Annotated in this window: 25 protein-coding genes; 15 read left to right on the top strand and 10 right to left on the bottom strand. The window is 56.5% G+C overall.

Annotated features, from left to right (window positions below):
• Positions 1–17 precede the first annotated feature (17 nt).
• The 5 genes from W822_RS30400 to W822_RS30380 form a co-directional block, all read right to left on the bottom strand.
• Complete coding sequence (locus W822_RS30400; protein ID WP_024004348.1) at positions 18–980, bottom strand: amidohydrolase family protein; 963 nt, start codon at positions 978–980, stop codon at positions 18–20.
• A gap of 120 nt (positions 981–1,100) precedes the next feature.
• Positions 1,101–2,837, bottom strand: a complete 1,737-nt coding sequence (locus tag W822_RS30395; RefSeq protein WP_024004347.1) for a TRAP transporter large permease — start codon at positions 2,835–2,837, stop codon at positions 1,101–1,103.
• 1 nt (position 2,838) lies between these two features.
• Positions 2,839–3,450 carry a TRAP transporter small permease subunit gene (locus W822_RS30390; RefSeq protein ID WP_024004346.1) on the bottom strand — a complete coding sequence of 204 codons (612 nt, stop codon included), beginning with the start codon at positions 3,448–3,450 and terminating at the stop codon, positions 2,839–2,841.
• Between the two features lie 220 nt (positions 3,451–3,670).
• Positions 3,671–4,903: a CaiB/BaiF CoA transferase family protein gene (locus W822_RS30385; protein WP_031242306.1), complete on the bottom strand. Its 1,233-nt coding sequence runs from the start codon at positions 4,901–4,903 to the stop codon at positions 3,671–3,673.
• Between the two features lie 88 nt (positions 4,904–4,991).
• Positions 4,992–5,987, bottom strand: coding sequence for a LysR substrate-binding domain-containing protein (locus W822_RS30380; protein ID WP_024004344.1), 996 nt, complete (start codon positions 5,985–5,987; stop codon positions 4,992–4,994).
• A gap of 140 nt (positions 5,988–6,127) precedes the next feature.
• On the opposite strand from W822_RS30380, the gene W822_RS30375 reads away from it, so the two are divergent.
• From W822_RS30375 to W822_RS30355, 5 genes are all read left to right on the top strand, one after another.
• Positions 6,128–6,862: a glutathione S-transferase family protein gene (locus W822_RS30375; protein ID WP_024004343.1), complete on the top strand. Its 735-nt coding sequence runs from the start codon at positions 6,128–6,130 to the stop codon at positions 6,860–6,862.
• Positions 6,859–8,121, top strand: coding sequence for a CaiB/BaiF CoA transferase family protein (locus W822_RS30370; RefSeq protein WP_031242304.1), 1,263 nt, complete (start codon positions 6,859–6,861; stop codon positions 8,119–8,121). The genes W822_RS30375 and W822_RS30370 overlap by 4 nt, the downstream gene beginning before the upstream one ends.
• A 23-nt stretch (positions 8,122–8,144) precedes the next feature.
• Positions 8,145–9,110: a tripartite tricarboxylate transporter substrate-binding protein gene (locus tag W822_RS30365; protein WP_031242303.1), complete on the top strand. Its 966-nt coding sequence runs from the start codon at positions 8,145–8,147 to the stop codon at positions 9,108–9,110.
• A gap of 25 nt (positions 9,111–9,135) precedes the next feature.
• Entirely contained in the window at positions 9,136–9,753 is a 618-nt protein-coding gene (locus tag W822_RS30360; RefSeq protein WP_024004340.1) for a 2-hydroxychromene-2-carboxylate isomerase, read from the top strand.
• 177 nt (positions 9,754–9,930) lie between these two features.
• Complete coding sequence (locus W822_RS30355) at positions 9,931–11,508, top strand: phospholipase D family protein (RefSeq protein WP_081724365.1); 1,578 nt, start codon at positions 9,931–9,933, stop codon at positions 11,506–11,508.
• Positions 11,509–11,603: 95 nt separating this feature from the next.
• Here the strand turns inward: W822_RS30355 and W822_RS30350 are convergent, their stop codons facing one another.
• Positions 11,604–12,653: an NAD(P)-dependent alcohol dehydrogenase gene (locus tag W822_RS30350; RefSeq protein ID WP_024004338.1), complete on the bottom strand. Its 1,050-nt coding sequence runs from the start codon at positions 12,651–12,653 to the stop codon at positions 11,604–11,606.
• Between the two features lie 229 nt (positions 12,654–12,882).
• Between W822_RS30350 and W822_RS30345 the strand changes: the two genes are divergently transcribed.
• From W822_RS30345 to glpK, 9 genes are all read left to right on the top strand, one after another.
• Positions 12,883–13,794 carry an AraC family transcriptional regulator gene (locus W822_RS30345; protein WP_024004337.1) on the top strand — a complete coding sequence of 304 codons (912 nt, stop codon included), beginning with the start codon at positions 12,883–12,885 and terminating at the stop codon, positions 13,792–13,794.
• Positions 13,795–13,963: 169 nt separating this feature from the next.
• Positions 13,964–14,275 carry a BufA1 family periplasmic bufferin-type metallophore gene (locus W822_RS30340; protein WP_024004336.1) on the top strand — a complete coding sequence of 104 codons (312 nt, stop codon included), beginning with the start codon at positions 13,964–13,966 and terminating at the stop codon, positions 14,273–14,275.
• A gap of 59 nt (positions 14,276–14,334) precedes the next feature.
• Positions 14,335–15,246, top strand: a complete 912-nt coding sequence (bufB, locus tag W822_RS30335; RefSeq protein WP_051401708.1) for an MNIO family bufferin maturase — start codon at positions 14,335–14,337, stop codon at positions 15,244–15,246.
• Positions 15,239–16,003 carry an HvfC/BufC N-terminal domain-containing protein gene (locus W822_RS30330; protein ID WP_031242299.1) on the top strand — a complete coding sequence of 255 codons (765 nt, stop codon included), beginning with the start codon at positions 15,239–15,241 and terminating at the stop codon, positions 16,001–16,003. Before bufB ends, W822_RS30330 begins: the two co-directional genes overlap by 8 nt.
• 2 nt (positions 16,004–16,005) lie before the next feature.
• Positions 16,006–16,512 (top strand): DoxX family protein, encoded by a 507-nt coding sequence (locus W822_RS30325; RefSeq protein ID WP_024004333.1) that lies wholly within the window; start codon positions 16,006–16,008, stop codon positions 16,510–16,512.
• Positions 16,513–16,525: 13 nt separating this feature from the next.
• Positions 16,526–17,170 (top strand): DUF1109 domain-containing protein, encoded by a 645-nt coding sequence (locus W822_RS30320; protein WP_024004332.1) that lies wholly within the window; start codon positions 16,526–16,528, stop codon positions 17,168–17,170.
• A gap of 11 nt (positions 17,171–17,181) precedes the next feature.
• Positions 17,182–17,763, top strand: coding sequence for a sigma-70 family RNA polymerase sigma factor (locus W822_RS30315; RefSeq protein ID WP_024004331.1), 582 nt, complete (start codon positions 17,182–17,184; stop codon positions 17,761–17,763).
• Positions 17,760–18,401 (top strand): DUF1109 domain-containing protein, encoded by a 642-nt coding sequence (locus tag W822_RS30310; RefSeq protein ID WP_024004330.1) that lies wholly within the window; start codon positions 17,760–17,762, stop codon positions 18,399–18,401. Before W822_RS30315 ends, W822_RS30310 begins: the two co-directional genes overlap by 4 nt.
• 119 nt (positions 18,402–18,520) lie before the next feature.
• The gene (gene glpK, locus W822_RS30305) at positions 18,521–20,026 is read left to right on the top strand and encodes a glycerol kinase GlpK (RefSeq protein ID WP_024004329.1); all 1,506 of its coding nucleotides are present in this window, start codon (positions 18,521–18,523) and stop codon (positions 20,024–20,026) included.
• A 19-nt stretch (positions 20,027–20,045) separates the two neighbouring features.
• On the opposite strand, the gene W822_RS30300 is transcribed toward glpK, so the two are convergent.
• Entirely contained in the window at positions 20,046–20,897 is an 852-nt protein-coding gene (locus W822_RS30300; RefSeq protein WP_024004328.1) for an alpha/beta fold hydrolase, read from the bottom strand.
• A gap of 280 nt (positions 20,898–21,177) precedes the next feature.
• Here W822_RS30300 and W822_RS30295 point away from each other — a divergent pair, with 280 nt between their 5' ends.
• Positions 21,178–21,648 carry an SRPBCC family protein gene (locus W822_RS30295; protein WP_024004327.1) on the top strand — a complete coding sequence of 157 codons (471 nt, stop codon included), beginning with the start codon at positions 21,178–21,180 and terminating at the stop codon, positions 21,646–21,648.
• A 5-nt stretch (positions 21,649–21,653) separates the two neighbouring features.
• On the opposite strand, the gene W822_RS30290 is transcribed toward W822_RS30295, so the two are convergent.
• The 3 genes from W822_RS30290 to W822_RS30280 all read right to left on the bottom strand — a co-directional run bounded on the left by W822_RS30290 (position 21,654) and on the right by W822_RS30280 (position 24,304).
• Positions 21,654–22,595, bottom strand: coding sequence for a LysR family transcriptional regulator (locus W822_RS30290; protein WP_024004326.1), 942 nt, complete (start codon positions 22,593–22,595; stop codon positions 21,654–21,656).
• A 91-nt stretch (positions 22,596–22,686) separates the two neighbouring features.
• Complete coding sequence (locus W822_RS30285; RefSeq protein ID WP_024004325.1) at positions 22,687–23,631, bottom strand: pyridoxamine 5'-phosphate oxidase family protein; 945 nt, start codon at positions 23,629–23,631, stop codon at positions 22,687–22,689.
• 55 nt (positions 23,632–23,686) lie between these two features.
• A complete protein-coding gene (locus tag W822_RS30280) occupies positions 23,687–24,304 on the bottom strand; it encodes a glutathione S-transferase family protein (RefSeq protein WP_024004324.1) in 618 nt (205 codons plus the stop codon).
• Between the last annotated feature and the right edge of the window lie 166 nt (positions 24,305–24,470).

Genomic DNA, 24,470 nt, shown 5'->3' with positions numbered 1-24,470 from the left:
TATCTTCTCCTGTTGAATCAAAGCCGGAACAGTTTTTTTGCATTGTCGTAGCACACCAGTTGCTTTGTTTTTTCATCCAGTGGCGCGGTATCGATAAACTGAGCGGCCAATTCGATCGATTCGTAGGGATAGTCGACCGAGAACATCACCGCTTCGGCACCCATTTCCGCAATCGCACCCTGCAAAGTTGCGTGCGAGCAGACACCCGACGTGGTAATGACGATATTGTTGCCGATATATTCCGATGGTTGACGCTTGAGTGTCACGCCATGCGGGTACACGGCAAAACGGCTGTCAAAACGCCAGCGCTGGAACGGAAGCCCTTCTCCCATATGACCCAGGATGACTTTCACGCCAGGATGACGATCGAACACACCACCAAAGAGCAAGCGCAACGCATGTGTGCCTGCTTCAACGCCCCATCCCCAGGTTGCGCCCACCAGCTCCGGGTGCCCGCTATATGCATGCGGTACATCAAAGGCGTCAAATGGATGCAGATAGAACGGCACACCGAGCTTTTCCAGCTCAGCCCAGAACGGGTCATATTCGGGCAGATCGTAGTACACGCCCTGAGTGTGACCATTGACCAGCGCTCCCTTGAAACCCAGATCATTCACCGTGCGCCGCAGTTCGTCTATCGCCGCCCGGGGATCCTGCATGGGCAGCGTTGCGAATCCACCGAAGCGCTCGCGATTGCGCTCGATCTGCGCTGCCAGAAAATCGTTATTTTCCCGGCTGCGGCGCACCGCCGTCGCGCTGTCCGGTTCATTCTGCACGCCCGGTCCGGTCTGGGACAAAATCACGTATTCAATACCATATTTGTCCATCAGTTTGATGCGCGTGTCGTCGAAGTCCGCAAGACGGGCATTCAGCTCGCTACTGCCCTGTGTACTAATGTGTTTCACGAATGCCTTGGAATAGTCGTCGAAGCCAACGGCACTGAAATGCTCTTCGAAAGCGATCTTGCGCATCACTGTCATGGGTGAACCTTGTCCTTTTGAATGTTGTATCCTGATTTTTATAACAGTATACTGATTAATATTCCGGACGACAACGACGAATGCCGCGATGACGTCGTTGCCGTTTATTATTCCGCTACGCTATTTGAAGAGCGGCGCGGCATCTTTTTCCTTTTCGGTGCCGGGCGCCTGCTCGGGGGCGGGGCTACCGAAATCGGCTGCCCCGCCACTGCCATAAGGATCGGTGCTATAGCCGCCGGAGTCGTACGATGTACCCATATCAAATTTGACCGTGGCGGGATCCACGCCGGTACCGGCACCCTTATAGTGCATGACCATGCCGGGCCAGGCCATGACCGCTACCACCATCAGCAGCTGAATGACGATAAACGGGATGGAGCCACGATAGATATCTCCTGTACTGACCCTTTTGATCAATTTTCCGGTAACACGATCCACATAATCTTCCTTGGGCGCAACAGAACGCAGATAAAACAGTGCAAATCCGAAAGGAGGATGCATGAAGGAAGTCTGCATATTGACCGCCAGCAACACGCCGAACCAGATCAGGTCAATCCCCATCTTGTCGGCCACCGGCCCAAGTAGCGGCACGATAATAAACGCCAGTTCAAAGAAATCCAGGAAGAATGCAAGGAAAAAAGTTGCAATACTGACGACAATCAGAAATCCTATTTCGCCACCTGGCAGACTTGCAAACAGTCCCTCAACCCAATGCTGACCACCAAATCCGGTAAATGTAAGTGTAAAGATTGTGGAACCGACCAGAATAAACACGACAAAACTGGTGAGCTTGGTAGTCGTATCCATGGCCTGCTTGAGCAAAGCCCAGCTCAGGCGACGTCGGATCAGTGCCATGACAATCGCGCCTACCGCTCCCATGGCGCCGCCTTCAGTCGGCGTCGCCACCCCGATGAAGATTGTACCCAGCACCAGAAAGATCAGTAACAGGGGAGGAATCATGACGAAAACCACGCGCTCGGCGATCTGCGACAGCATCCTGAGCCCCAGTGCCTTGTTCAGTGCAGCGATGACAAACGCAATGATGCCCCACAACAGCAAGTTCAGGACAACGACTTCGTCCAGCGCCGTTTTTTCTGTCAGCAGGATTTTATCCAGCAACCAGGCGCCCGCCGCAGCGACAATCGTGAGCACCAGCAGCGAGACCAGCCCACTTTTCCCATTGGGTTCACGATAAATCCGTGCTTCCTCGGGCAGCGCCGGTGCACTCGACGGCTTGACGATGGAACAGATCACGACATAAAGAATGTACGCGCCTGCCAGGATAAAACCGGGCAACATCGCACCGCGGTACATATCGCCAATGGAACGCCCCAGCTGATCGGCCAGGATGATCAGCACGAGTGAGGGAGGAATAATCTGCGACAACGTTCCTGATGCAGCAATGACACCCGTTGCAAGCTTGCGATCGTAACCGTAGCGCAACATGATCGGCAGGGAAATCAGCCCCATCGAGATCACCGATGCCGATACCACGCCGGTGGTTGCCGCCAGCATCGCCCCGACCACCACGACAGCAATCGCCAGGCCGCCCCGGATCGGGCCGAACAGCTGTCCGATCGTTTCCAGCAAATCCTCTGCCATACCTGATCTTTCCAGGATCAGGCCCATCAGGGTGAAGAACGGCACCGCCAGCAATGAGTCGTTAAGGACGATCCCAAACACCCGGTCGGGCAAGGCCTGCAAAAAGGAAAACGTAAACTCGCCGAAAGCGATCCCAAGCAGCGCGTATAGAATTCCGTTGGCTGCGAGCGTAAACGCGACCGGAAATCCCAGCAGCAGAAAGCAGATCAATGTGAGAAACATGATCGGCGGCATATTGTTGACCAGAAATTCCATGCTATTTACCCGCCTTTTGTTCTATTTCTTTCTGTTGTGCCTCGCGGGCGATCTCTTCTGCCAATAGCTGTTCCGCGGTTTTCCCGTGAGCGGGCGCCAAAGGGTCGGGCCCCTTACCCGCCAGATAGGCAACGCACTTGATCAGATGCGATATGGCCGCCAGCACAAGGAGAAAAAAACCGATGGGAATCAGCAGCTTCACCGGCCAGCGTATCAAGCCGCCTGCATTCGAGGACTGCTCTGCTGTCACGAACGACTGAATGAAAAACGGTATGGACAAATCAAGCAGCAACAGACAGGCAGGCAACATGAAAAAAAGCACGCCGAATATTTCAATCATGATCTGAGCGCGCTTGCTCAGCGTTTGGGAAATAATGTCGACGCGCACATGTTCATTTTTCAGAAACGTATAGCCTGCAGCCAGCAGAAAGATGGCGCCAAACAAATACCACTGGATCTCCAGCCAGCCATTGGAGCTGACATGCAAGACCTTACGGATCACCGCATTGCCGGCGCTGATGAGGACCACGACGAGCGTAAGCCAGATAACGACTCGCCCAATGGCGTTCAGGAGGGCGTCAATCGCTTTGGAAAGGCTGAACAGAATATTCATTGATATTGGGAGGCCGCTGAAAAGGGTGAACAGGAATCTCAGGTACTGATTGAATATTAATCAGTATACTGCATATATTTTTCTGCGCTCTATCAGTAGTAACCATTACATCGATGAATGATCGCGGAGGCCAGCGGCTAAAAGTCGAACCAAAAGGTGACGACGTGCATTGTCCTGAACCCTCGGTTCTGATCCCAAGAGAACACCACCATGCCTTGCGTCACGCGATGCCAGCCGAAACCAGCCGGTCGAACTCCTGGTCAGAAAGCCCGCCCAGCCGCTTGAGAATATCACGACTGTGTTCCCCGGGCCGGGGTGCCGGCATATCGTAGACGGCTTTCGTATGGCTGAACTTGATCGGAAAACCCGGCCCGCGCGCGGACACATGCGCCTGGGCCAGCGGATTCCACAATGGCTGGACCATATCTCGCTCATGCAATTGCTGCCATGACATCACTTCGGCCACAGTCCGAACCGGACTGTTCGGTATTTTCAGCGCATTAAGCAATTCAAGTATCTCGCCCTTGGTTCGCGTCTGTGTCCATGCAGACACGATTCGATCAACTTCGTCGTTATGGGCAATACGCCAGCCAAGGTCCATCATATTGGCGTCGCCCAGCAGATCCTCGCGCTCCATGGCTTTCAGCAACGTTGTCCACTCCGCGTTGCTCGCCGCGCCCAAAGCGATGTAGCCGTCTTTCGCACGATAGGAATTGAAGGGAGAAAATCGCATGATGCGATTGCCTTGCCGGTGCTCAAGCCCCAGTTCGCTATAGCAATCAACAGGTTCATCGAACATCAGCGCAAACAGGCAGTCGGCCATCGAGACATCAATGGACTGCCCCTGCCCCGTTCGGTGCCGATGCAGCAAGGCGGCGATAATGCCACTGGCGGCGAACACGCCCGAAATGGCGTCGGACAAGGGCGAGCCGGCCTTTACCGGCGTCGAATCAGGATGGCCCGTCAGACTCATCAGGCCGACACCTGCCTGAACCATCAAATCATATGCCTTCAGATTGCGATCCTGACCGGTGGCGCCATAACCGGTCAGCGAACAGTAAATGATATTCGGGTTAACGGCCTGCAGGCTCTCGTAATCGGTTCCCAATCGTTGCGCGACGCCCACGCTGAAATTATCGATAACCACATCGGCCCGCTCGACCATTTTCATGAAAACCCGTTTGCCCTCCGGCGATTTCAGATCCAGCGTGACCGATTTCTTTCCCCTGGCCCGCTTCAGATAGGCAATACCCATATCCGCCTGTGTCTGGCGGGAAAACGAAATGCCCTGGGGGCCCGCATAAGGTGGAGAAGACGCAGTCGGGTCTCCGGTTTTGGGGTCGTCGATCTTGATCACTTCAGCCCCGAGGCCGGCAAGCAGAAGCGTTGCCTGAGGGCCGGAAAAAAAACGGGTCAAATCAAGCACAACGGTTTCGGATAGTATCTTCTGCATGAATCGTCTCCACTATTAACGAAGCTATTCTACGCAGTGACAGCAGCACCCAAATAATATGACTTTGCGCTGGGGTTATATATAAATGCTATGGCCGGCCCGACGTCGAGTCGTCTGGCGAAGACGCAATGGCCAGCGTACCGGACCAGAGGCCGTTCAGCACGCATGCGTTGACCAGTTCAGGAATCATGGCCGCAACGCTCTCGGCCGCGGTCCCGTAACCGACGATATCCGAGGTGCAAAGCGATAGCCTGCGCTTCAGGCCCACACGTTCTATGGTCCGGGCGCTGACGCGGCTGTGGTCATCGTTGCGGACCATGGCCGCCCTGGAAAGGATCGTACTGGCGTGTCCGCTCTCTACAATGGATTGAATCGTGGAGAGTGAATCGATCTCGGCAACGATATTCAGTTTACATCCCTGCGCACTGAATGCCTCATCGATCAACTGACGGGTGATATTGGCCTTGCCCGGCAGCACCAGCCGCAACGAAGACACCTCCTGAAGACTGGCGGGTGTATCCTGCCCCGCACCCTCTTCACGTCTGGAGAGCAGAAACAATTCTTCGTCCAGCAGCGGTGTCCAGTGCAAATGGGCGGGTTGCGCCGTATCGTCTGAGGCCGTGAGCGGATCGCCTGTGGCTTCAAACAGCAGGCTCATCTCGATACGCCCGTTGGTGACCAGCTCCTGCAAATGCCCGCTCAGGCTTTCCACAATTCTCAGTTGAATATCCGGATAACGATCCTGAACAGCACTGATCAACGGGCCGGCCAGCACGTTTGCCGCACTGGTGGGCACGCCTATCGATACGGGTCCTGCAGGACGGGATCCGACATTGACAACGTCATGGCGCAATCTCTCAATCTGACGCAGGACTGCCTGGGAATGCAGATAAAGGGATTCACCTGCCTGGGTCATGGTCACCCCCCGAACGCTTCGTGACAGCACCTTGACGCCAAGCTCATCTTCCAGCTTGGAAATCTGCGCACTCAGCGCGGGTTGTGCAATGTAGAGATCTTTTGCCGCGCGCGAGACGCTGCCCAATTCCACAATACGTATGAAATACCTGAGTTGCCTGAGTTCCATTGCGGTCCGAATATATGCAGCGGTGCTGGCGTGTTATAGGTTTGCGATATACCGCAATCTCAATGACATATTATCCGAAACGATTTTGCGCGTCTATTATAAAAACCGACTCTCACACCCGCTTCCGGTTTATCACAAACATGATTAAATTATTTTTCTGGTCAACGCCCAACGCGTACAAGATCTCGATTCTGCTTGAAGAACTTGCATTGCCCTATGAAGTCATCCCGATCCATATCGGCAAGGGTGAGCAGTTCACCCCGGAATTTCTGCAGATCAGTCCGAACAACAAAATTCCGGCCCTGATCGATACCGATGGCCCCGATCATAAACCCATTTCCCTGTTCGAATCGGGCGCGATCATGATGTATCTGGCAGAGAAGGCGTCCAGCGATCTGTATCCTGCAGAGCCGCATGCCCGCTATGGCGTGCTGCAATGGCTCATGTTTCAGATGGGCGGAATCGGCCCCATGCTGGGACAGGCGCATCATTTCAGGAAGTACGCGCCACAGGCCATTGACTATGCAATCGATCGCTACACGAATGAGGCCAGGCGCATCTACGGTGTGCTTGACCGACGGCTCGCGCAAAGCGAATACCTGGGCGGCGACGCCTATTCGCTGGCCGACATTGCCACATACCCCTGGCTGCGCCCCTATAAATGGCAAGGCCAGAATATCGAGCAATGGCCCAATCTGCAGCGCTGGTTCAGTGCGGTCCGCGCGCGTCCAGCTGTCCAGCGGGGCCTGGCAGTCCTGGCGGAAAAAGTCGACAGAAGCGGCGCCAAACCCGATGCCCAACGGTGGAATAACCTGTTCGGCGATGCGCAGTTTGCACAGGGACAGACCACCGCGCCTTCAGGAGAACAATCATGAAATCAATGCTTCAGGGCTATCGTGTCCTTGATATGACCCAGATCGTTGCCGGACCGACATGCAGCCGTATCATGGCGGAACTGGGGGCTGACGTGATCAAGCTGGAACTGGCCCCTTATGGCGACCGGACCCGTTTCGGTGGTCTGAAACCACGCGATCCGGCACACAAAGGGTCATCACAAAGCACATATTATTTCCAGCATAATCATTCCAAGCGCAGCCTGGCGCTTGACTGGAAAAATCCACAAGGCCTGGCCCTGCTGCGCGCGCTCATTCCTCATTTCGATGTGCTGGTAGAGAACTTCAGCCCAGGCGTAATGGAACGGGCAGGGCTGTCATATGAAGAACTTAAAAAAATCAATCCACGTCTGGTCATGTGCTCCATATCACTGGCCGGGCAGACCGGTCCATTAAGCCAGAAGCCCGGCTACGACTATATTGCCCAGGCGTACGCCGGCATTACCGATTTGATTGGCGATCCCGACGGCGACCCCGCCTTGATCACCATGGCAATGGGAGACACGGCCACCGGTATTTCGGCGGCGATGGCCATCGGCTATGCGCTGTTGCACCGGGAGCGGACCGGACAGGGGCAATATGTGGAGGCAACGCTACTGGATACTTACTTTCAAATGCATGAAGTGGCCATTCCCAGGGTATCGCTGCGCAAGAACTATACGCCGCGTCGCACCGGCTCTCAGCATCCTGATGGCGGACCTACCGGCGTCTTCAAGTGTGCCGATGGCAGTTACATTGCGCTTGCCATATTACCGCATCAGTGGAAAGCCTTCGTACAGGCGCTGGACGCACCCGAATTGCTGGATGACCCACGGTACGCGACCGCCGCATTGCGACGCGACCACAACGAAGATCTGAAAAACACACTTGAAGGCTGGCTGGGCGGGTTCGACAACCGCGACGACGCCCTGGCGGCGCTGGAAAAGCATCGCATACCCTGCGCCCCGGTGCTGACCCTGAATGAAGCCATGGCACATCCTCACTTGAAACAGCGCAACACCGTTAGACAGGTGCACGATGCGGGGCTTGGCTCTTTCGATATTCCGGGCCTGCCTGTGACATTTTCCAGCTGGAAACCAGAAAAAAAACTCCAGGCCGGTTTGCTGGGCGAACACAACGAAAGTGTTTTACGGGACATCCTGGCGATGCCGGACGAAAACATAGAACAACTATACGACGAGGGCGTGCTGATCAAAGACAAAACAGCCCCGCGCAGTATCAAGGAAACGACAGAAACCTGAAACCATTCATGGAGGAGACACCCATGTTCAAACATATTATGGCAGCAACACTGCTGCTCTCGACCCAAGCGGCCATGGCCGGCAGCTATCCCGATCATGCAGTCAAGCTGATTGTGCCATTCTCGGCAGGCGGTCCCACGGATGTCGTCGCCCGGCATCTGGCCAGGGCCATGGAAAAAGATCTGAAGCAGACGATCGTGGTAGAAAACCGTCCCAGTGCCGGCGGCATTGTCGGGATTGAAAACCTGACGCGCTCTGCCCCGGACGGCTACACCCTCCTTATCCACAACATCGGCATGTCCACCGTGAAATCGCTGAATCCACAACTGCAATTTGATCCACAAAAGGATTTTGCGTATGTGGGTGAAGTCGCCGACGTTCCGATGACACTGATCGGAAAAAAAGCATTGCCGGCCGGGGATTTTGACAGCCTGCGCACTTATCTGCAGACGCATCGCAAGTCCATCAACATTAGTAACGCCGGCATCGGCACCGCCTCCCATTTGTGTGCGCTGATGCTCATGTCGACCCTCAAACTGGACATGACCATGGTTCCCTACAAGGGTGCCGCCCCGGCATTGACCGACCTGCAAGGCGGGCAAGTGGACCTTTTGTGCGACCAGATCACCACAACGCTGTCGCCCATCCAGGCACATCGGGTCCAGACCTATGGCTCCACGAGCCGTAACAGGCTGGCTAGCCTGCCTGACCTGCCCACGTTAAGCGAACAGGGATTGAACAATTTCGAGATCAGCGTGTGGCATGCCATTTATGCACCCAAGGGAACGCCCGTACCGGTAGTGAATCGCCTGAGCCAGGCGCTTCAGGCAGCATTGTCGGACCAGGAATTCAAAACCAGTATGAGCAAACTGGGCGCCGTGCCGGTGGATCCGGCACGAGCCACCCCGGCCAGCCTGAAACAGCACTTGCACAGCCAGATCAGCTTGTGGGCGCCATTGATAGAACAATCATCTGCCTATTTGAAGTAACTATTTTATTGTCGGAGTAATAAACATGTCTAAACAGAAAATTGAAATGTATTGGGATGTCGGCAGCACCAACACCTACTTTGCCCTGAAACTGATTAAACCGATCCTGGCGCGCCATGACTGCGAGCTGATCCTGCATCCGTTCAATCTGGGCTATGTATTTCGCACTAATAATTATGAGTTGATGAAAGAGCCCAAAGCCAAGCTCAGGAATCGCAAGCAGGACCTGATGCGCTGGGCAAAAAAATACAACCTGCCCTTTCAGATTCCGCGCCAGTTTCCGATCAAGTCAAGCCGTGTACTGCGTGGCTCTCTGGCCATGAGACGCTACGGCAAAGAGCTTGAGTTCGTCGAGAGGGTAATGGACCGCTACTGGGAACAGGGAGACGCCACCATTGCAGAATACGCCGGTCTGCGGCCGATTGCCGCCGAGCTGGGTGTGGATCCTGACGAGTTCGAGCGCTTGAGCGCAAGCGATGAAATCGCGGCAGAACTGGCCGCCAGTACCGACAGGGGCATTGAGCGCGAGGTCTTCGGTGTACCCATGATTATTGCCAACAATGAAATGTTCTGGGGCAAGGACAGAATGGACTTTGTCGACGACGTGCTCTCTAAGGTGCCTGCCGATACCGTGTCCGCCTGAGACGGTCAATCGGTCACTCCAATGCAGGCCAATATTTTAACCGGCATTGGAGCCAAGGCGTCCCTACCACGCGAACCGGCACGTCTTATATGGAAGCAATACGCCAGATGACTTGTGCACGCGGGCTCGGATCAGGCACAATCGGTCATTCGCATGCCATCCCGTCCGAGCCGTTCCATGTCCTTCTCTACCCTAAGCCTCAGAATCGATGCCTTATTACTGATGAGGCTTGCTGTTCTTTGCCTGGTGAGCGCCCTGCTGGCAGGCTGCTCGCTGCCTGCACTGGACAACAGAACAAACAGCAGGGCGCTGGGCATCACAGAATCCGAAACCACGGCTCTGGGCCGTGCCATCGCGCCCCGGGTTCAGGCGCATCCTGGAAAAAGCGGTATTACTGCACTGGCAGACGCCCATGACGCTTTCGCGGCCCGTATGCTACTGGCGCGCGCTGCACAAAAATCGCTGGACGTGCAATATTATATTTGGCATGGAGATATCACCGGCACCCTGCTCCTTGACGAACTCAGGGCCGCCGCAAACAGGGGTGTGCGTGTCCGCCTGCTTCTGGACGATAATGGTACCAATGGCCTGGACAAGACACTGGCCGCGCTGGACAGCCATCCGAACATTGAGATACGCCTGTTCAATCCGTTTATTGTTCGCTGGCCCAAGTCGGTTGGCTTTGTGACCGACTTTATGCGCGCCAATCGTCGCATGCACAACAAATCATTTACGGCCGATAATCAGGCGACCATTGTAGGCGGGCGTAATATCGGCGACGAATATTTCGGCGCGGGCGAGGCGGTGCAGTTTGCCGATCTCGATGTGCTGGCGGTTGGCAAGGTTGTGGGCGATGTGTCCAGCGATTTCGATCGCTACTGGCAAAGCGGGTCGTCTTATCCGGTTGATCTGATTCTGCCAAAAGTCAATGCAAGCGATATGCAGCAGATACAGGCGACTGCGCAAACCCTGGCACAATCTGCGGCCGCTGCCGAGTATACCCAGGCGATCCGGACTTCCGCTTTCATTCCCCAGTTGCTGAAAGGGGAGCTGGCCGTCGAATGGGCTGACACGCGAATGGTCAGCGACGATCCGGCCAAGGGTCTGGGCAAAGCGGCTTCGAATGGACTGCTGATTCACCAGCTGGGCGAGATGCTAGGGCGCCCCACCCACACGGTCGATCTTATCTCCCCATATTTCGTACCGACGGCGGCGGGCGTAGATGTGTTTACCAAAATGGCCAAAAACGGCATCAAACTGCGTGTGCTGACCAACTCACTGGACGCGACGGATGTGCCGGCAGTGCATGCCGGCTACGCCAAACGGCGTAAAGACCTGCTTTCTGCCGGCATCACGCTGTTTGAATTGCGGCGCATGTCGGCCATGGGAAAAAGCACCAACAGCGCTGGTCCTTTTGGCAGTTCCGGATCCAGTCTGCATGCCAAGACGTTCGCGGTTGATGACAAACGTGTTTTCGTCGGTTCGTTCAACTTTGATCCGCGCTCAGCTCACCTGAACACGGAACTGGGTTTTGTCATTGAAAGTCCGACTATGGCTCGCCAGATCGCTAAAATGTTTGACCAGGGCATCCCTGAAAATTCGTATGAAGTGCGACTGTCGGACACGGGCGATCTGTATTGGATCGAACGCCGTGACGGTGAACAGATCCGCTACGACACCGAGCCTGAAACCGGCTTTTTCAAGCGCGGCTTCGTCCGGTTCCTGTCGGTACTGCCGATCGAATGGCTGCTGTGAGGCGAGCCATTCGTAGCTCATTAGTAACGTTTGCGCAACGTCTTCGTGACGTCTTTGTTACTCGTGTCGGGTGTTCGTTCTGACGAAATCGCAGCTTACGTCGCCATAGACGTAATATCCATGACGAAGCGATACTTCACATCGCCCTTGAGCATGCGCTCATAAGCATCGTTGATCTGATCGGCGCGGATCATTTCAATATCGGCCACGATGTCATGATCGGCACAAAAATCCAGCATTTCCTGTGTTTCAGGAATTCCACCAATCATAGAACCTGCCAGACTGCGGCGTTTGGTAATGAGATTGAACACATCAGGCGACGGATGCGGGGTGGCGGGCGCACCAACCAGCGTCATTGTGCCATCCCGCTTGAGCAGCGCAAAGAAAGGGTCCAGATCGTGTGGCGCAGCGACCGTATTCAGAATGAAATCCAGGCTTTTGGCATGGGCCGCCATTTCGTCTTCATTACGCGAAACCACCACTTCGTGCGCCCCCAATGCCCGGGCCGCATCGCGTTTGGATTCCGATGTGGTAAACGCCACCACATGCGCGCCCATCGCGGCTGCCAGCTTGATGCCCATGTGCCCCAGGCCACCAATACCCACCACGCCGACCTTCTTCCCGGTCGACACCCCCCAATGCCGCAAAGGCGAATACGTCGTAATCCCTGCGCACAGCAACGGGGCCACGGCAGCCAGTTGCGCCTCGGGATGGCGGATTCGCAATACATAGCGCTCATGCACCACAATCTGCTGGGAATAGCCACCCAGCGTGTGCCCGGGCTCATCGGCAGTCGCTCCGTTATAGGTTCCGACCATTCCGTCGCAGTAGTTTTCCAGCCCGGCATCGCACTCTTCGCAATGCTGGCAGCTATCGACAATGCAACCTACACCCACCAGATCGCCTGATTTGAAACCTGATACATGATCGCCGACAGCCGATACCCGGCCTACGATTTCGTGCCCTGGCACGCAAGGATAAAGCGTACCGGCCCATTCCGAACGCACTTGGTGCAGGTCGGAGTGGCACACACCACAATAGGCAATGTCGATCTGGATGTCATGAGGGCCGGGTGCACGCCGGGTAATCGTCATGGACTCTAGCGGTTGATCGCCTGCGTGGGCGCCGTATGCGTGGATAGACATGGTATTTCCTTGATATAAAACCATCGAAAACAGAAAAAACCGGCATGCCGGCCTCACTGAAAGAGATTTATATTTTCGGCGACCCCCATGCCGAACTGGTATCACAATGATCTCATTTTCTTGCCTATTACGATGAATCGACAGCGTTTTGTGGCATTGTGTGCAGAAACTGGGTAAAGTATCTTTTTCCCGGACTCTCCCTTATCCGACTCCTAAATTGACTTAAAAAATGGAAAACGGCAGCCATCCCCTACGCGAATCGCTGGCACGCATGATTGATAAATGGAGCGCAGGCACAGAAGATTGCCCGACTCCTATTGCCGGCCTGAATTTTTTCCGCCGTGAAGCGCCAACTCCGCCACGCTACTGCATTGTCAACCCCAGCATCGTCCTGGTGGTTCAGGGCGCCAAAAGAATGTGGGTCGGAGAACAAGCCTATCCCTACGATGTGTCGCGCTTTCTGATTACCTCTGTCGATCTGCCCGCAACGTCCCAGGTCATGACCGCCAGCCCCCAAACGCCCTGCCTGGGGCTGACCCTGAGTCTGAATTTGCGCACGCTGGCGGAACTGATTGCCCACGGCGACGTGCCTATCCCACGCGAGCGACCGTCTGCGGGCAGCATCGGCCTGGGTAACATCACATCTGACATACTGGACCCGTTCAGGCGGCTGGTGAACCTGCTAAATGAGCCCGAAGCGATTGACACCCTGGCGCCGCTTTTTGAACGCGAAATCCATTACCGTTTATTGAAGAGCGATCAGGCCGCCAGGCTGCGCCAGATCGCCTCGGTCGACGGCCACAGTTACCGTATTGCGCGCACGATCGACTGGCTCAAACAAAACTTTGCCACGCCGCTGCGGGTGGAAGAGCTGGCATCCAGTGTACAGATGAGCACGCCGACCTTTCACCATCATTTTCGGCAACTGACGGCCATGAGTCCGCTGCAATATCAGAAATGGCTGCGCCTGAACGAGGCGAAACACCTGATGCTCAACGAGCACCTGGATGCGGCCACTGCCGCCTTCAGGGTGGGCTATGAGAGCCCATCGCAGTTCAGTCGGGAATACAGCCGTCTGTTTGGCGCGCCGCCCAAACGCGATATTTTGGCAATGCGTGAACTGGCCCGGGCTGACGGATAAGCTACTTATTTTATTGCAAACATAATTATTCTGGAAACCTGCATCGTTATTGCGGTTCTCATTAATTTTCATAAAAAATCCACCCAGGCTGTAACCCATTTCTGATTCCGGGCGAACTCTCTTATGTATCCATTCCGGATGCATCGATTGTCAATTACTGGAGAAATGTATGTCAGCTAAATCAATGGTCAGTTCCGCTCTGCTCGCGAGTGCCATCGCCGGCGTGATGGCGTCGGTCGCCCATGCCGGCCCTTTGACAAAGGCAGAAGCCGACGCCGCCGTCTCTGCCAAAAAGGTCAAATGCTACGGCGTTGCGCTCAAGGGACAGAACGACTGCGCAGCCGGTCCCGGCACGACCTGCCAGGGCACCTCCACCAAGGACTTCCAGGGCAATGCATGGAAGTTTGTCCAGGCAGGCACATGCGAAAACATTCAGGTACCCGGCGGCGGTCATGGCTCATTGACCCCTGTCAAAGCCTGATCGGTGTAATCAGACAGGAAACGGCCGTGTACGACAGCACCATACTCACATCCGGCGACGTGAACGGCCGCCCCTTTTGCGCGGGATCCGATGTGAATCCGCGCCGGCAACGGCTGACGGGAACCAGCTTCAAGCATGAACACCTGGCAACCATCCTGGCAGACAGCTGGACTGATGCATTCTTCGAAGTACATGCAGAAAACTATATGGGCGCAGGCGGTCCGCCACATCGGACCCTGACGGCGATTCGAGAGCAGTATCCACTGTCCATTCATGGTGTCTGCATGTCGATCGGCGGCCCGGAACCGTTGAACACCGTACACCTTGAACGCTTCGCGCAGCTCGTCAAACGCTATGAACCGGTCCTGGTGTCGGAGCACCTGGCCTGGTCTTCGCACAACAATACGTTTTACAACGATCTATTGCCCCTGCCCTATACCCGGACCACCTTGCAAACCGTGTGCGATCATATCGACCAGGTACAGATGGCGATCTCGCGTCCCTTATTGCTGGAGAATCCGTCGACCTATATTCAGTTTGCGTCATCTGACATGCAGGAAACGGACTTTCTGCATGAAATCGCACGCCGCACAGGCTGTGGTCTGCTGCTGGATATCAACAATGTCTACGTCAGTGCAATCAATCATGGGCTCAGTGCAGAAGCCTATCTCGCAGGTTTTCCATTGAACCGGGTAGGCGAAATTCATCTGGCCGGGCACAGCGAAGAGAATGCTGACACGACGCAGCGACTGCTCATCGACAGCCATGACCGGGCAGTGGCCGCTGCCGTATGGCGACTCTACGAAAACGTGATTGACCGGGCCGGTCCCTTCCCCACGCTGATCGAATGGGACAGCAATGTGCCCGCCTGGCCGATTCTGAAAGCACAGGCGTTACGTGCAAGACAATACCTGAATGCGGCCGTGAGCCGGCAGGGACAAAACGTACTGGCCGAGGTCTGCCATGAATGATGAGTACGCACCGACATTCTGCGCCGGTCTGCTCAACCCGAACCGCGCCTTGCCGACTGACGTCGTAGCTCATCCTGGACAGAACCCACAAACACGCTACAACGTTTACCGCAATAATGTCACGGTCAGCCTGATCGATGCGCTGGCAGCGATTTATCCTGCCGTGCAGCGCATCACGGGTGTTGAATTTTTCCGGGCCATGGCACGGTTTCATGTACGGGCCTGCCCACCCTCGTCGCCACTGCTATTCGATTACGGACGTGATTTTCCGGCTTTTATCGAGTCTTACCTCTATGCACAGAACCTGCCCTGGCTTGCCGACACGGCACGTATCGAACGCGCCTGGCTGGATGCCTATCATGCGGCCGACGCACCCGTTCTGCAGGCCCAGGATCTGGTCCGGGTGCCGGAGCCGGCATTGAACGGGCTACGCCTGCACGCGCATCCGGCTACCCGCCTCGTACAGTCGCCCTATCCTGCCGTGGCCATCTTCGCCATGAACAAACAGGATGGCCCGGTGAGCACCCTGACATCAAGCGAGGCCCAGAACGCACTCGTCACGCGCCCAGATGAGGATGTGATCGTCTCGAACCTGTCCGCAGCTGCTGCGGCCTTTCTCTGCGCACTGCTTGACGGCCTGACCCTGGGAGACGCGGCCGCCACCGCATTCGATACCGCGCCCGATTTCGATCTGTCGGCCAGCCTGGCTGCCATGATCACGGCGGGCGCGTTCACCACGATTCAAATGGAGAGTTGACCATGATACTAAACCAAGACCAGGCATCCATCTCCGGCCAGTGGAAAATAGCCGGCCTGGCTGCAAGCGCCAGAGCGGGTGTGCAATGGATCGCCCGGCCGTGGCTGGTTCAATTACTGTTGCGCGTAGCGCTGGCCGTTCCTTTCCTGAAATCCGGCCTGTTGAAATGGCAGGGCTTTTTGATGCTTAACGACACCGCTATTTATCTGTTTACGGATGAATTCCGGCTGCACCTGCCCGGTGGACCTTACCCGTTTCCTGCGCCGGCACTGTTCGCCTTTCTGTCCGGCTGCGGCGAAGTGGTGCTGCCAGTACTGCTGATCGCAGGTATTGGCGCGCGATTTGCCGCGTTGGGAATCGTATTGATGACGCTGATCATCCAGCTGACCGTGCCGGATGGATGGCCGGTACACCTGACCTGGATCGCCATGGCGCTGGGCATTGCCGCCTGGGGGCCCGGCCGCGTATCCCTCGATTATTGGCTTGGAGACCGGTATCCACGGTCCTGATCACATCATGCCTATGCGCACTCACGATCTGGTGTCCCGACTGGCGCATGAACTCGCGCCGATAGAGCGGGACGCCATCAGCAAACGGCTGAACAGGGCACTGCTGCTGGGAATGGCAGGCGGCACCATGCTGCTGGTTGTTGTCTTTGGCGTCAGCAGTAGCATGCCTGAGCAAATGCTCAGCTCGCGGTTCTGGATCCGGCTGGCCTTCCCGCTCGTGGTCATTGCCGCGGCACTTCAACTGGTACAACGCCTGGCCAGGCCCGGAGCATCCGTGAAATTCGCCTGGTTGATCACCCTGCTGCCCATCGCCGCCATGATGCTGGGGGCACTCGGTTTCATTCTGGCCACCCCGGCCGAATTTCGTCTGAATCTGGTGCCCAGTGGTACGATGTGGGGTACGACGATTGCCAATACGATCCTGCTCTCGCTGCCCTCGCTGATCGCGATGATCCAGGCGATGAGACGACTGGCGCCCACCCGTCTGGCGCTTTCCGGCGCAGGCGCCGGCTTGCTGGCAGGCGCGCAAGGCGTGCTCATTTACGCACTGTATTGTCCGTCCATGCCGGTGCCTTATTGGGGTATTCTGCATGTGCTGGCCATTTTCATGACAACGGCTATCGGCGCCGCGCTCGGCCCTGGCTATTTACGGTGGTGAGGTCCTGGCTGATGAGCGAATCCGACAATACCCCGATTGCCAAAGCCCGGGCCACTGAACGGCAGCTCAGGGGATTGTTCCTGGCCGGGCTGGAGGGCGACACACAGGCCTATCAGTCGTTTCTGCAGGCGCTGGGCGGTAATCTGCGCGCGTTCCTGCGCAAGCGACTGAGCTATGCCTGCAGCGATATAGAAGATATCGTCCAGGAAATCCTGATCGCCGTGCATAACGGCCGGCATACCTATGAGCCGGACCAGCCGCTGACTGCCTGGACCTATGCCATCGCACGCTATAAGATGACCGACTATCTGCGCGGCCGCTACCGCTACGATGCCTGGAACGAATCCCTGGAAGACCAGCAACAGGAATTGTTTGCCGAATCCGACGAAGAAGCCGCCCAGGCGCGACGGGACGTTGACAAACTGCTGGCCCAACTGCCTGACCGCCATCGCCTGCCGATCATGTATGTCAAGCTGCAGGGGCTGTCCGTGGCCGAAGCGGCCCAATTGACCGGCTTGTCGGAGTCGGCGGTCAAGGTGGGTATCCACAGGGGAATCAAGGCATTGGCTGCCAAAATAAGAGGCACACTATGAAAACAAATGATTTGGCTGCATTGCTGGCCAGTAATGCAGGTCCGATTGACCACAGCCTGCCGACCCGGCGCTACGGCGTTGCACTGCTGGTCGCCGCAGTTGGCGCCGTGCTGTTGATGCTGGCCTTTCTGGGTGTCAGGCCGGACATCATGACCATGCTGGGTACGCCCCTGTTCTGGATCAAGCTGGCGTTTCCCCTGATCATCGCAATCGGCGCATTTTTGATCGCCAGGCGCCTGGCGCGACCGGGCATCCGGACAGGGCAACGCTGGATCATTATTGTTGTCCCGATCGTCGCCGTATGGATCGCCGCACTGGTCACCCTTGGATTGGCACCTGTGTCAGATCGCCTGAATATGGTATTGGGTATTTCCTGGCGGACCTGTCTCTTCAACATCCTGTATCTGGCGGTACCGGGTTTTGTCGCCATATTCTGGGCGATGAAGGGGATGGCGCCGACCCGTCCGCGCCTGGCGGGCGCCGCTGCCGGACTGCTGGCCAGTGCCCTTGCAACGATAGTCTATAGCTTTCATTGCCCGGAAATGGAAGTCGCGTTCTGGGCCGTGTGGTATGTGGCCGGACTGCTTGTGCCGGCAGGGATCGGAGCGCTGCTGGGGCCTCGGTTGCTGCGCTGGTGATGAACCACCTGCCAGTCAGGGACAACTTTCCTTCCAGGTCACGATTTTTGCACAGGATGCTTTAATATAAACATTAGGCATTCATAAGCGCCCCCAGCGCTTTTTTTCAGAGATCACACATGACCTATCTGCTCGCCCTGGACCAGGGCACTTCCAGCTCGCGTAGCATTGTCTTCGACTCTCAGGGTCACGCCGTCGCCCAGGCCCAGCTGGAACTGCCGCAGATATACTCGCGGCCCGGCTGTGTCGAACATGATCCGCGGGAAATCTGGCGTACCCAGCTGACCACCGCGCGCGAAGCCCTGGCCAGGGCCGGCCTCAGCGCAAGCGAAGTGCGCGCACTGGGCATCACCAATCAACGCGAAACCACGGTGCTATGGAACCGCACCACCGGCGAGCCCGTGCACAACGCGATTGTCTGGCAGGATCGTCGTGCTGAACCAGCCTGCGCGCAATTGCGCGAGCAGGGCCATGCCGCCGCCATCCAGGAAAAAACCGGTCTGCTGGTTGATGCGTATTTTTCGGGTACCAAATTACAGTGGCTGCTCGACAATGTTCCTGGCGCGCGCCAGGCAGCTGAACGCGGCGAACTGGCCTTCGGTACAGTAGACACCTGGCTGATCTGGCAACTGACCGGCGGCCGGCGCCATGTAACCGATGTGAGCAACGCCAGCCGCACCATGCTTTTTAACGTACATACCAACCAGTGGGATGACGACTTGCTCGGGTTAATGAACATTCCACGAGCGCTGATGCCCGAAGTGCTGCCCTCCAGCAGCGACTTCGGTCGTACTGACGCCGACATACTGGGTGGCGCAATTGCCATTGGCGGCGTTGCCGGCGATCAGCAAAGCGCCCTGTTCGGCCAGGCCTGCTTTTCGGCGGGGATGGCCAAAAATACCTATGGCACCGGTTGCTTCATGCTGATGCATACCGGCCGCAACTTCCAGACCTCTCATAATGGATTGCTGACCACCAGCGCCGCCCAGCCCCACGCTACGCCCGAATACGCTCTTGAAGGCAGCGTATTTGTCGGCGGGGCCGTGGTGCAGTGGCTGCGCGACGGGCTGAGCGCCATCGAAAATAGCGGCCAGGTGCAACAACTGGCCGAAAGCGTCCCCGACTCGGGCGGCGTCATGATGGTGCCCGCCTTCACCGGCCTGGGCGCTCCCTACTGGAAACCCGATGCGCGTGGCACCATCACCGGTATCACGCGCGGCACCACACTGGCGCATATCGCAAGGGCCGCGCTCGAATCTATCGCCTACCAAAGTGCAGCCTTGCTGACAGCGATGAGCCGGGACGCCTCGGAAGCGGGTGGTCGATCGGTCGATGAACTGCGGGTCGATGGCGGTGCCTGCGTGAACGATTTGCTGATGCAATTTCAGGCTGATCTGCTTGGCGTTCCGGTTGTACGTCCCGAGTGCGTTGAGACCACGGCGCTGGGAGCGGCCTATTTGGCAGGGCTCTCCAGCGGCATCTACAGAGGCACAGACGAGATCTCGCAGCTCTGGCGTGCCGAAAGGCGCTTTCATCCGACCATGGGTCGCGAACGTGCCGAGGCGTTGATGCAGCAGTGGGAGCATGCGGTACGCCAGGCCACGCCCGTAGACGAACAACCCTGATACTTGGCCTGGATGCGCGCTATTTTTTCAGCTTGTCTGCCCAGTCTGCGATGGCATCAGCCGTCTCAACAGGCTTTTCTGCCGGCAGGGCATGGCTTGCATGATCGATCACTTTAACGGTGACCCGATCTCCGAATTCATCCTTGAGTTCATTTCGCGACGCGGCAGAGCGAAACGGATCGGCGCCGCCTTGCAGGTCAAGCATGGGCACTGTACCACCTGCCCACCAGTCATCGCGATTCGTCAGCTTGCGAGCGGCGCGCTGGCTTTTCGTCACCGGCTGATACCAGCCCTCCAACCATGGTGTCGGATCACTGCCTTCAGTGAAAAACGCCAGTCTTAACCCTGCCAAGCGCTGCTCTCGTGTCGATGCCGGGTCATTGATCATCGTAATGGCCTCGCTCAGTTCTTTTGGCCAGCTCTTGCCTCCTGCTGCGACAAGCACAACGCCGCGGGCCAGTTCAGGAAAGTCCGAAGCGATCGTGCGGGCGATCCAGTTGCCGTACGCGTGACCCGCGAGGATAGCCTTATCTCCTTCATTTTTGATGACCGCGGCGAAATCTTTTGCAAAGTCATGGAAAGACACCCCTTCCATGGGCCCCTGACTCTTGCCGATGCCACGCGGTTCCGGTCTCAATACACGATAACCCCGTTCAGCAAGTCGCTCGGCCAGCGGCCCGAACTCTTCAGTGCCCCGTCCTGTTGATGCGATAAACAGTACCAACGGCCCCTTCCCCTGTGCGTAGTAGCTGATTGTTGCGGTGCCGTTCTGCACCGACTTCAGGCTGGGCTCTTCCGCCCCCGCCGTGTTCATACAACAGAGTGCCGTCGCCGCGACGGCCATGGCTGCATTCCGAAACGTATTTTTCATTTCTGTCCCCTTGGTCTATTTAAGTATCTTCTCTGCGCGTTTTTCCTGTTCTTCGCGCCAGGAAAAGCAGGCATGCGTTACCAGTATTTGGTCACACATGCTAATGTGCTTTGTCCATTATGTCAATAAGCCATATTATTAGCCTTTATATGCAGATTCAGCAAGCAGTACACGCGGAAGCATCTGATTTAATTGAAAAATTTGTAAATATACGATTTTATTAAAAACATTCACGATTACAATCAGGCGGATTAAGCCGAAACATTTAAGGGCAAGCCAAATGACGACTGAAATCCCTGAACTGACCATCTCCCGCTACATTGCCGCACCTGCTTCCACCATCTGGAAGGCCTGGAGCGAGGCGAAGCAACTGGAAAAATGGTGGATCCCTTCCCCCATCGAATGCAAAGTCATCAAACTGGACTTGCGGCCCGGTGGCGGCTTTGAAACACAGATGCGCGAAGATGACGGCCCGTTCAAGCCGCATCTCGAAGGGTGCTTTCTGGAGATCGAACCCGAGAAGCGCCTTGTGTTCACCACCGTGCTGGCGGAAGGCTGGGCGCCGATCGAACCGTGGCTGGCGCTGACCGCAGTTATTACATTTGAACCCGAGCGACAGGGTACCCGGTATTCTGCTCGGGTGCTGCATAAAAATGCGGCCGACAGTCGCAAGCACGAAGACATGGGATTTCAGGAAGGCTGGGGGGCGACGATTGATCAGCTTGCCGCGTTTGTCAAAAATCAGGGATAACGTTGTTATTTGCTTTTTCTGTTTTTGCTGACCGGTGACGCTTCGTATTCAGTAGCCTGAAACCCTGCCGTACGCTCACGCAATCGTGACACCGCCAAATCCACGAAAGCCCGCACTTTTGCCGGCGCCTGCCTGCCTTCGGGATACAGCACATGGATGGGTAGCGGCGGTTCCTCAAACTCACTCAGTACAATTTGCAGCTCGCCTTCCCGTAATGCGGGTAGCATCTGGTAGTGCAGCACCCGTGTCAAACCCCAGCCCGCCTTTGCGGTGGCGATCGCAGCCTCATTGGTATTGCACTGCAGGACAGACTCTACGGTTGCCTGCTCGCCGCCCGCAAAGTGCCATTCCGGAGACACCCAGGCGCTGTTGGAAGTCACCAGGCGGTGGTGCTTCAGATCTGCGGGCGTTGCGGGTATGCCGTGCTCTTCCAGATATGCCGGCGATCCGCAGATCACATGGCGCACAGAACCAACATTAATCGCGGTGAAACCCGAGTCGGGCAAATGGCCGATGCGTACGGCAACGTCAATACCCTCCTCTACGATATTGACCGGCCGGTCGACAAAGAAGGTACGCGCGCGCATGCCAGGGTAAGCATCGAGATACTCCGTGACAACAGGAAGCACATACATCTGTCCGAACATGACTGCAGCAGTAATCGTCAAGGTTCCCGACGGTCTCGCATAATGCCCGGCAGCAGCGGCCTCCGCTTCGGCGATGTCATTCAGGATTCGGCGACAATCATCCAGGTAGCGGTTGCCGGCTTCAGTGGTCCTGACAGAACGGGTCGTGCGCACGAACAGGCGCGCACCGATCAGTTCTTCAAGCGCCGCTATGCTGCGAGTTACTGCAGGTGCGCTCATATGCATTTGTCTGGCTGCTTTGGCGAAGCTTTGCGTTTCCGCCACCTTCACAAAAATGCGCATCGCCTGCCAACGATCCATTGCTTTCTCCGTATAGAGCCAGGGCTGTTCATGTGACCGGCGACGTCCGGGACACCGGCCAGAATCCGAACTCGTCAGGCCTGGATAATCATCAGGCCGGCGACTCCCCCGGGGACATGTTGTTGAACATCATACGCCATCGCAAGGCGAGTCCGGCTGGTCGGCGAACAATCTTGCGCGGCCGAAATGACCAGAGTCGTTCCGCGCCCTGAAACGCAGCAATGTCGGTCGAGTCGAAAAGCACTCGGGCATCACCCGTCATCTGCAGCATCCCGCCCGTTTCAAAATCAACAAAAAGCAGGCCTGCCTTGCCATTGAGCAAGATGTTGCCAAGAGTGGCGAAGAACAGATTACCATTGAAATCTGGAATCGTCAGCGTCCCGTCTTTTGCAACACGCACGAATCCGGGCCTGCCACCGCGATGAGACACATCCACCTGGCGACGGTCTTCGCGATCAACATACGATGCAACGAAAAACGTGTCAGCGCCCTCGATCAGCGCCCGCGCCGCCGGGTCAATCTTGGCAAGTGTTTCGGCCCGCTCGGCAGGCGCGACAGCGGGATCCCGAGAGAATGCATAATCACGCAATTGTATATATCGGGGACAATTGCCGAAACTCTGATCAACTTCAATGCGCAACCCCGAATTCACATTTGTCATGACTCCATTCATGCGATTACGACGGCGGGTATGCAGCTCGATACCCAGCAGTCCGACGGGCGCGCCGTCGGCCAGTCCCTTGCCAGCAGGATCCACAGGATTCGGACGTGTCGCGATATCCAGCGTCGTTGGTGTTGGTGATGACATAAACCCTGACCGGCCTTCCAGAAACGTTGCCCAGGCCTCGCCCGTGCTGTCCACGCTTCCCAGCACGACAAACGGAAGCCGGGCAAAGAAATCGCGATGCTGATCCGGCATGAAATCGCGCATGACACGTTGGCCGACTACGGCCATTTTTTCTGCCGCACCGACCATTTCCTGCATCCGCTTCTCGCCCTCATGCCAGGCGGGTAGCGGCATCCTTTTTCTGTTCATGTTTGCCTCGCTTCGTAGATAGCACAGCAGAAAAACTTGTACGCGTGAGCAACGTTCATGCGCTCGCGGACAATCCTGCAGGTGTCTGCACGAAAGGAACAAAACCGGGCAGGGATTCGACGCGATCGAGGAATCCCCTGACAGCACCGTACACAGAAAGGTCGACATTACCCTCGGGTGCCCGGGCGACATAGCTATAAATAGCCACATCGGCAATGGTCGGGTGATCCGCAACCAGCCAGTCACGTGCTGTCAGGTGACGTTCCAGCCTGTCGAGGATGACATGCGCGCGTGCGATGACCTCGTCTGCATTAAAGCCTGCGCCAAATACCGTCACCAATCGCGCCGCTGCCGGTCCATACGCGATCTCACCGGCAGCGACCGACAGCCAGCGCTGCACGGCTGCCGCCCCCAGCGCATCGTCCGGCAACCAGTCAGTCCGGCCTGTTTTTTTGGCGAGGTAGACGAGGATGGCATTGGAGTCCGCGATAGCGATACCATCATCCTCCAATACCGGCACCTGGCCGAATGGATTAAGGGCAAGAAAGCCGGGCGTTTTGTGGGCGCCCGACTTCAGATCGACTTCAACCAGCTCGTACGCCACGCCAAGCAGCGAAGCAAAAAGGACCACTCGGTGACAATGGCCGGACAGTGGGTGATGATGGATTTTCATGGCTCGGTTCCTGTTTCTACTGGTTGGTCGGGCTCATGCCCGGCCCTTGCCGACAGTATGGAACCGAACGCTTTTTAGCGGAATAGCCGTTGTGGACACTTCTTTATTGTTTCAGGTGGAATAATGCGATCCTCCGCAAGTGATCCATTGCATCCATTCAGGAAAC

The organism is Advenella kashmirensis W13003 (genome assembly GCF_000506985.1).
In the GTDB taxonomy this organism is placed as follows: domain Bacteria; phylum Pseudomonadota; class Gammaproteobacteria; order Burkholderiales; family Burkholderiaceae_B; genus Advenella; species Advenella kashmirensis_A.
The sequence above is the reverse complement of the archived record's forward strand: the minus strand, read 5'-3'. Positions and strand labels throughout refer to the sequence as shown.

What these genes read in the sequence shown, in the direction of transcription:
- glpK (WP_024004329.1), top strand. Translation starts at nt 18,521, where the DNA reads ATGACCTATCTGCTCGCCCTGGACCAGGGCACTTCCAGCTCGCGTAGC.
- W822_RS30345 (WP_024004337.1), top strand. Translation starts at nt 12,883, where the DNA reads ATGGAAAACGGCAGCCATCCCCTACGCGAATCGCTGGCACGCATGATT.
- W822_RS30285 (WP_024004325.1), bottom strand. Translation starts at nt 23,631, where the DNA reads ATGAACAGAAAAAGGATGCCGCTACCCGCCTGGCATGAGGGCGAGAAG.
- W822_RS30375 (WP_024004343.1), top strand. Translation starts at nt 6,128, where the DNA reads ATGATTAAATTATTTTTCTGGTCAACGCCCAACGCGTACAAGATCTCG.
- W822_RS30330 (WP_031242299.1), top strand. Translation starts at nt 15,239, where the DNA reads ATGAATGATGAGTACGCACCGACATTCTGCGCCGGTCTGCTCAACCCG.
- W822_RS30280 (WP_024004324.1), bottom strand. Translation starts at nt 24,304, where the DNA reads ATGAAAATCCATCATCACCCACTGTCCGGCCATTGTCACCGAGTGGTC.
- W822_RS30295 (WP_024004327.1), top strand. Translation starts at nt 21,178, where the DNA reads ATGACGACTGAAATCCCTGAACTGACCATCTCCCGCTACATTGCCGCA.
- W822_RS30390 (WP_024004346.1), bottom strand. Translation starts at nt 3,450, where the DNA reads ATGAATATTCTGTTCAGCCTTTCCAAAGCGATTGACGCCCTCCTGAAC.
- W822_RS30385 (WP_031242306.1), bottom strand. Translation starts at nt 4,903, where the DNA reads ATGCAGAAGATACTATCCGAAACCGTTGTGCTTGATTTGACCCGTTTT.
- W822_RS30325 (WP_024004333.1), top strand. Translation starts at nt 16,006, where the DNA reads ATGATACTAAACCAAGACCAGGCATCCATCTCCGGCCAGTGGAAAATA.
- W822_RS30290 (WP_024004326.1), bottom strand. Translation starts at nt 22,595, where the DNA reads ATGGATCGTTGGCAGGCGATGCGCATTTTTGTGAAGGTGGCGGAAACG.
- W822_RS30300 (WP_024004328.1), bottom strand. Translation starts at nt 20,897, where the DNA reads ATGAAAAATACGTTTCGGAATGCAGCCATGGCCGTCGCGGCGACGGCA.
- W822_RS30310 (WP_024004330.1), top strand. Translation starts at nt 17,760, where the DNA reads ATGAAAACAAATGATTTGGCTGCATTGCTGGCCAGTAATGCAGGTCCG.
- W822_RS30315 (WP_024004331.1), top strand. Translation starts at nt 17,182, where the DNA reads ATGAGCGAATCCGACAATACCCCGATTGCCAAAGCCCGGGCCACTGAA.
- W822_RS30370 (WP_031242304.1), top strand. Translation starts at nt 6,859, where the DNA reads ATGAAATCAATGCTTCAGGGCTATCGTGTCCTTGATATGACCCAGATC.
- W822_RS30340 (WP_024004336.1), top strand. Translation starts at nt 13,964, where the DNA reads ATGTCAGCTAAATCAATGGTCAGTTCCGCTCTGCTCGCGAGTGCCATC.
- W822_RS30380 (WP_024004344.1), bottom strand. Translation starts at nt 5,987, where the DNA reads ATGGAACTCAGGCAACTCAGGTATTTCATACGTATTGTGGAATTGGGC.
- W822_RS30350 (WP_024004338.1), bottom strand. Translation starts at nt 12,653, where the DNA reads ATGTCTATCCACGCATACGGCGCCCACGCAGGCGATCAACCGCTAGAG.
- W822_RS30355 (WP_081724365.1), top strand. Translation starts at nt 9,931, where the DNA reads ATGTCCTTCTCTACCCTAAGCCTCAGAATCGATGCCTTATTACTGATG.
- W822_RS30395 (WP_024004347.1), bottom strand. Translation starts at nt 2,837, where the DNA reads ATGGAATTTCTGGTCAACAATATGCCGCCGATCATGTTTCTCACATTG.
- W822_RS30365 (WP_031242303.1), top strand. Translation starts at nt 8,145, where the DNA reads ATGTTCAAACATATTATGGCAGCAACACTGCTGCTCTCGACCCAAGCG.
- W822_RS30320 (WP_024004332.1), top strand. Translation starts at nt 16,526, where the DNA reads ATGCGCACTCACGATCTGGTGTCCCGACTGGCGCATGAACTCGCGCCG.
- W822_RS30400 (WP_024004348.1), bottom strand. Translation starts at nt 980, where the DNA reads ATGACAGTGATGCGCAAGATCGCTTTCGAAGAGCATTTCAGTGCCGTT.
- W822_RS30360 (WP_024004340.1), top strand. Translation starts at nt 9,136, where the DNA reads ATGTCTAAACAGAAAATTGAAATGTATTGGGATGTCGGCAGCACCAAC.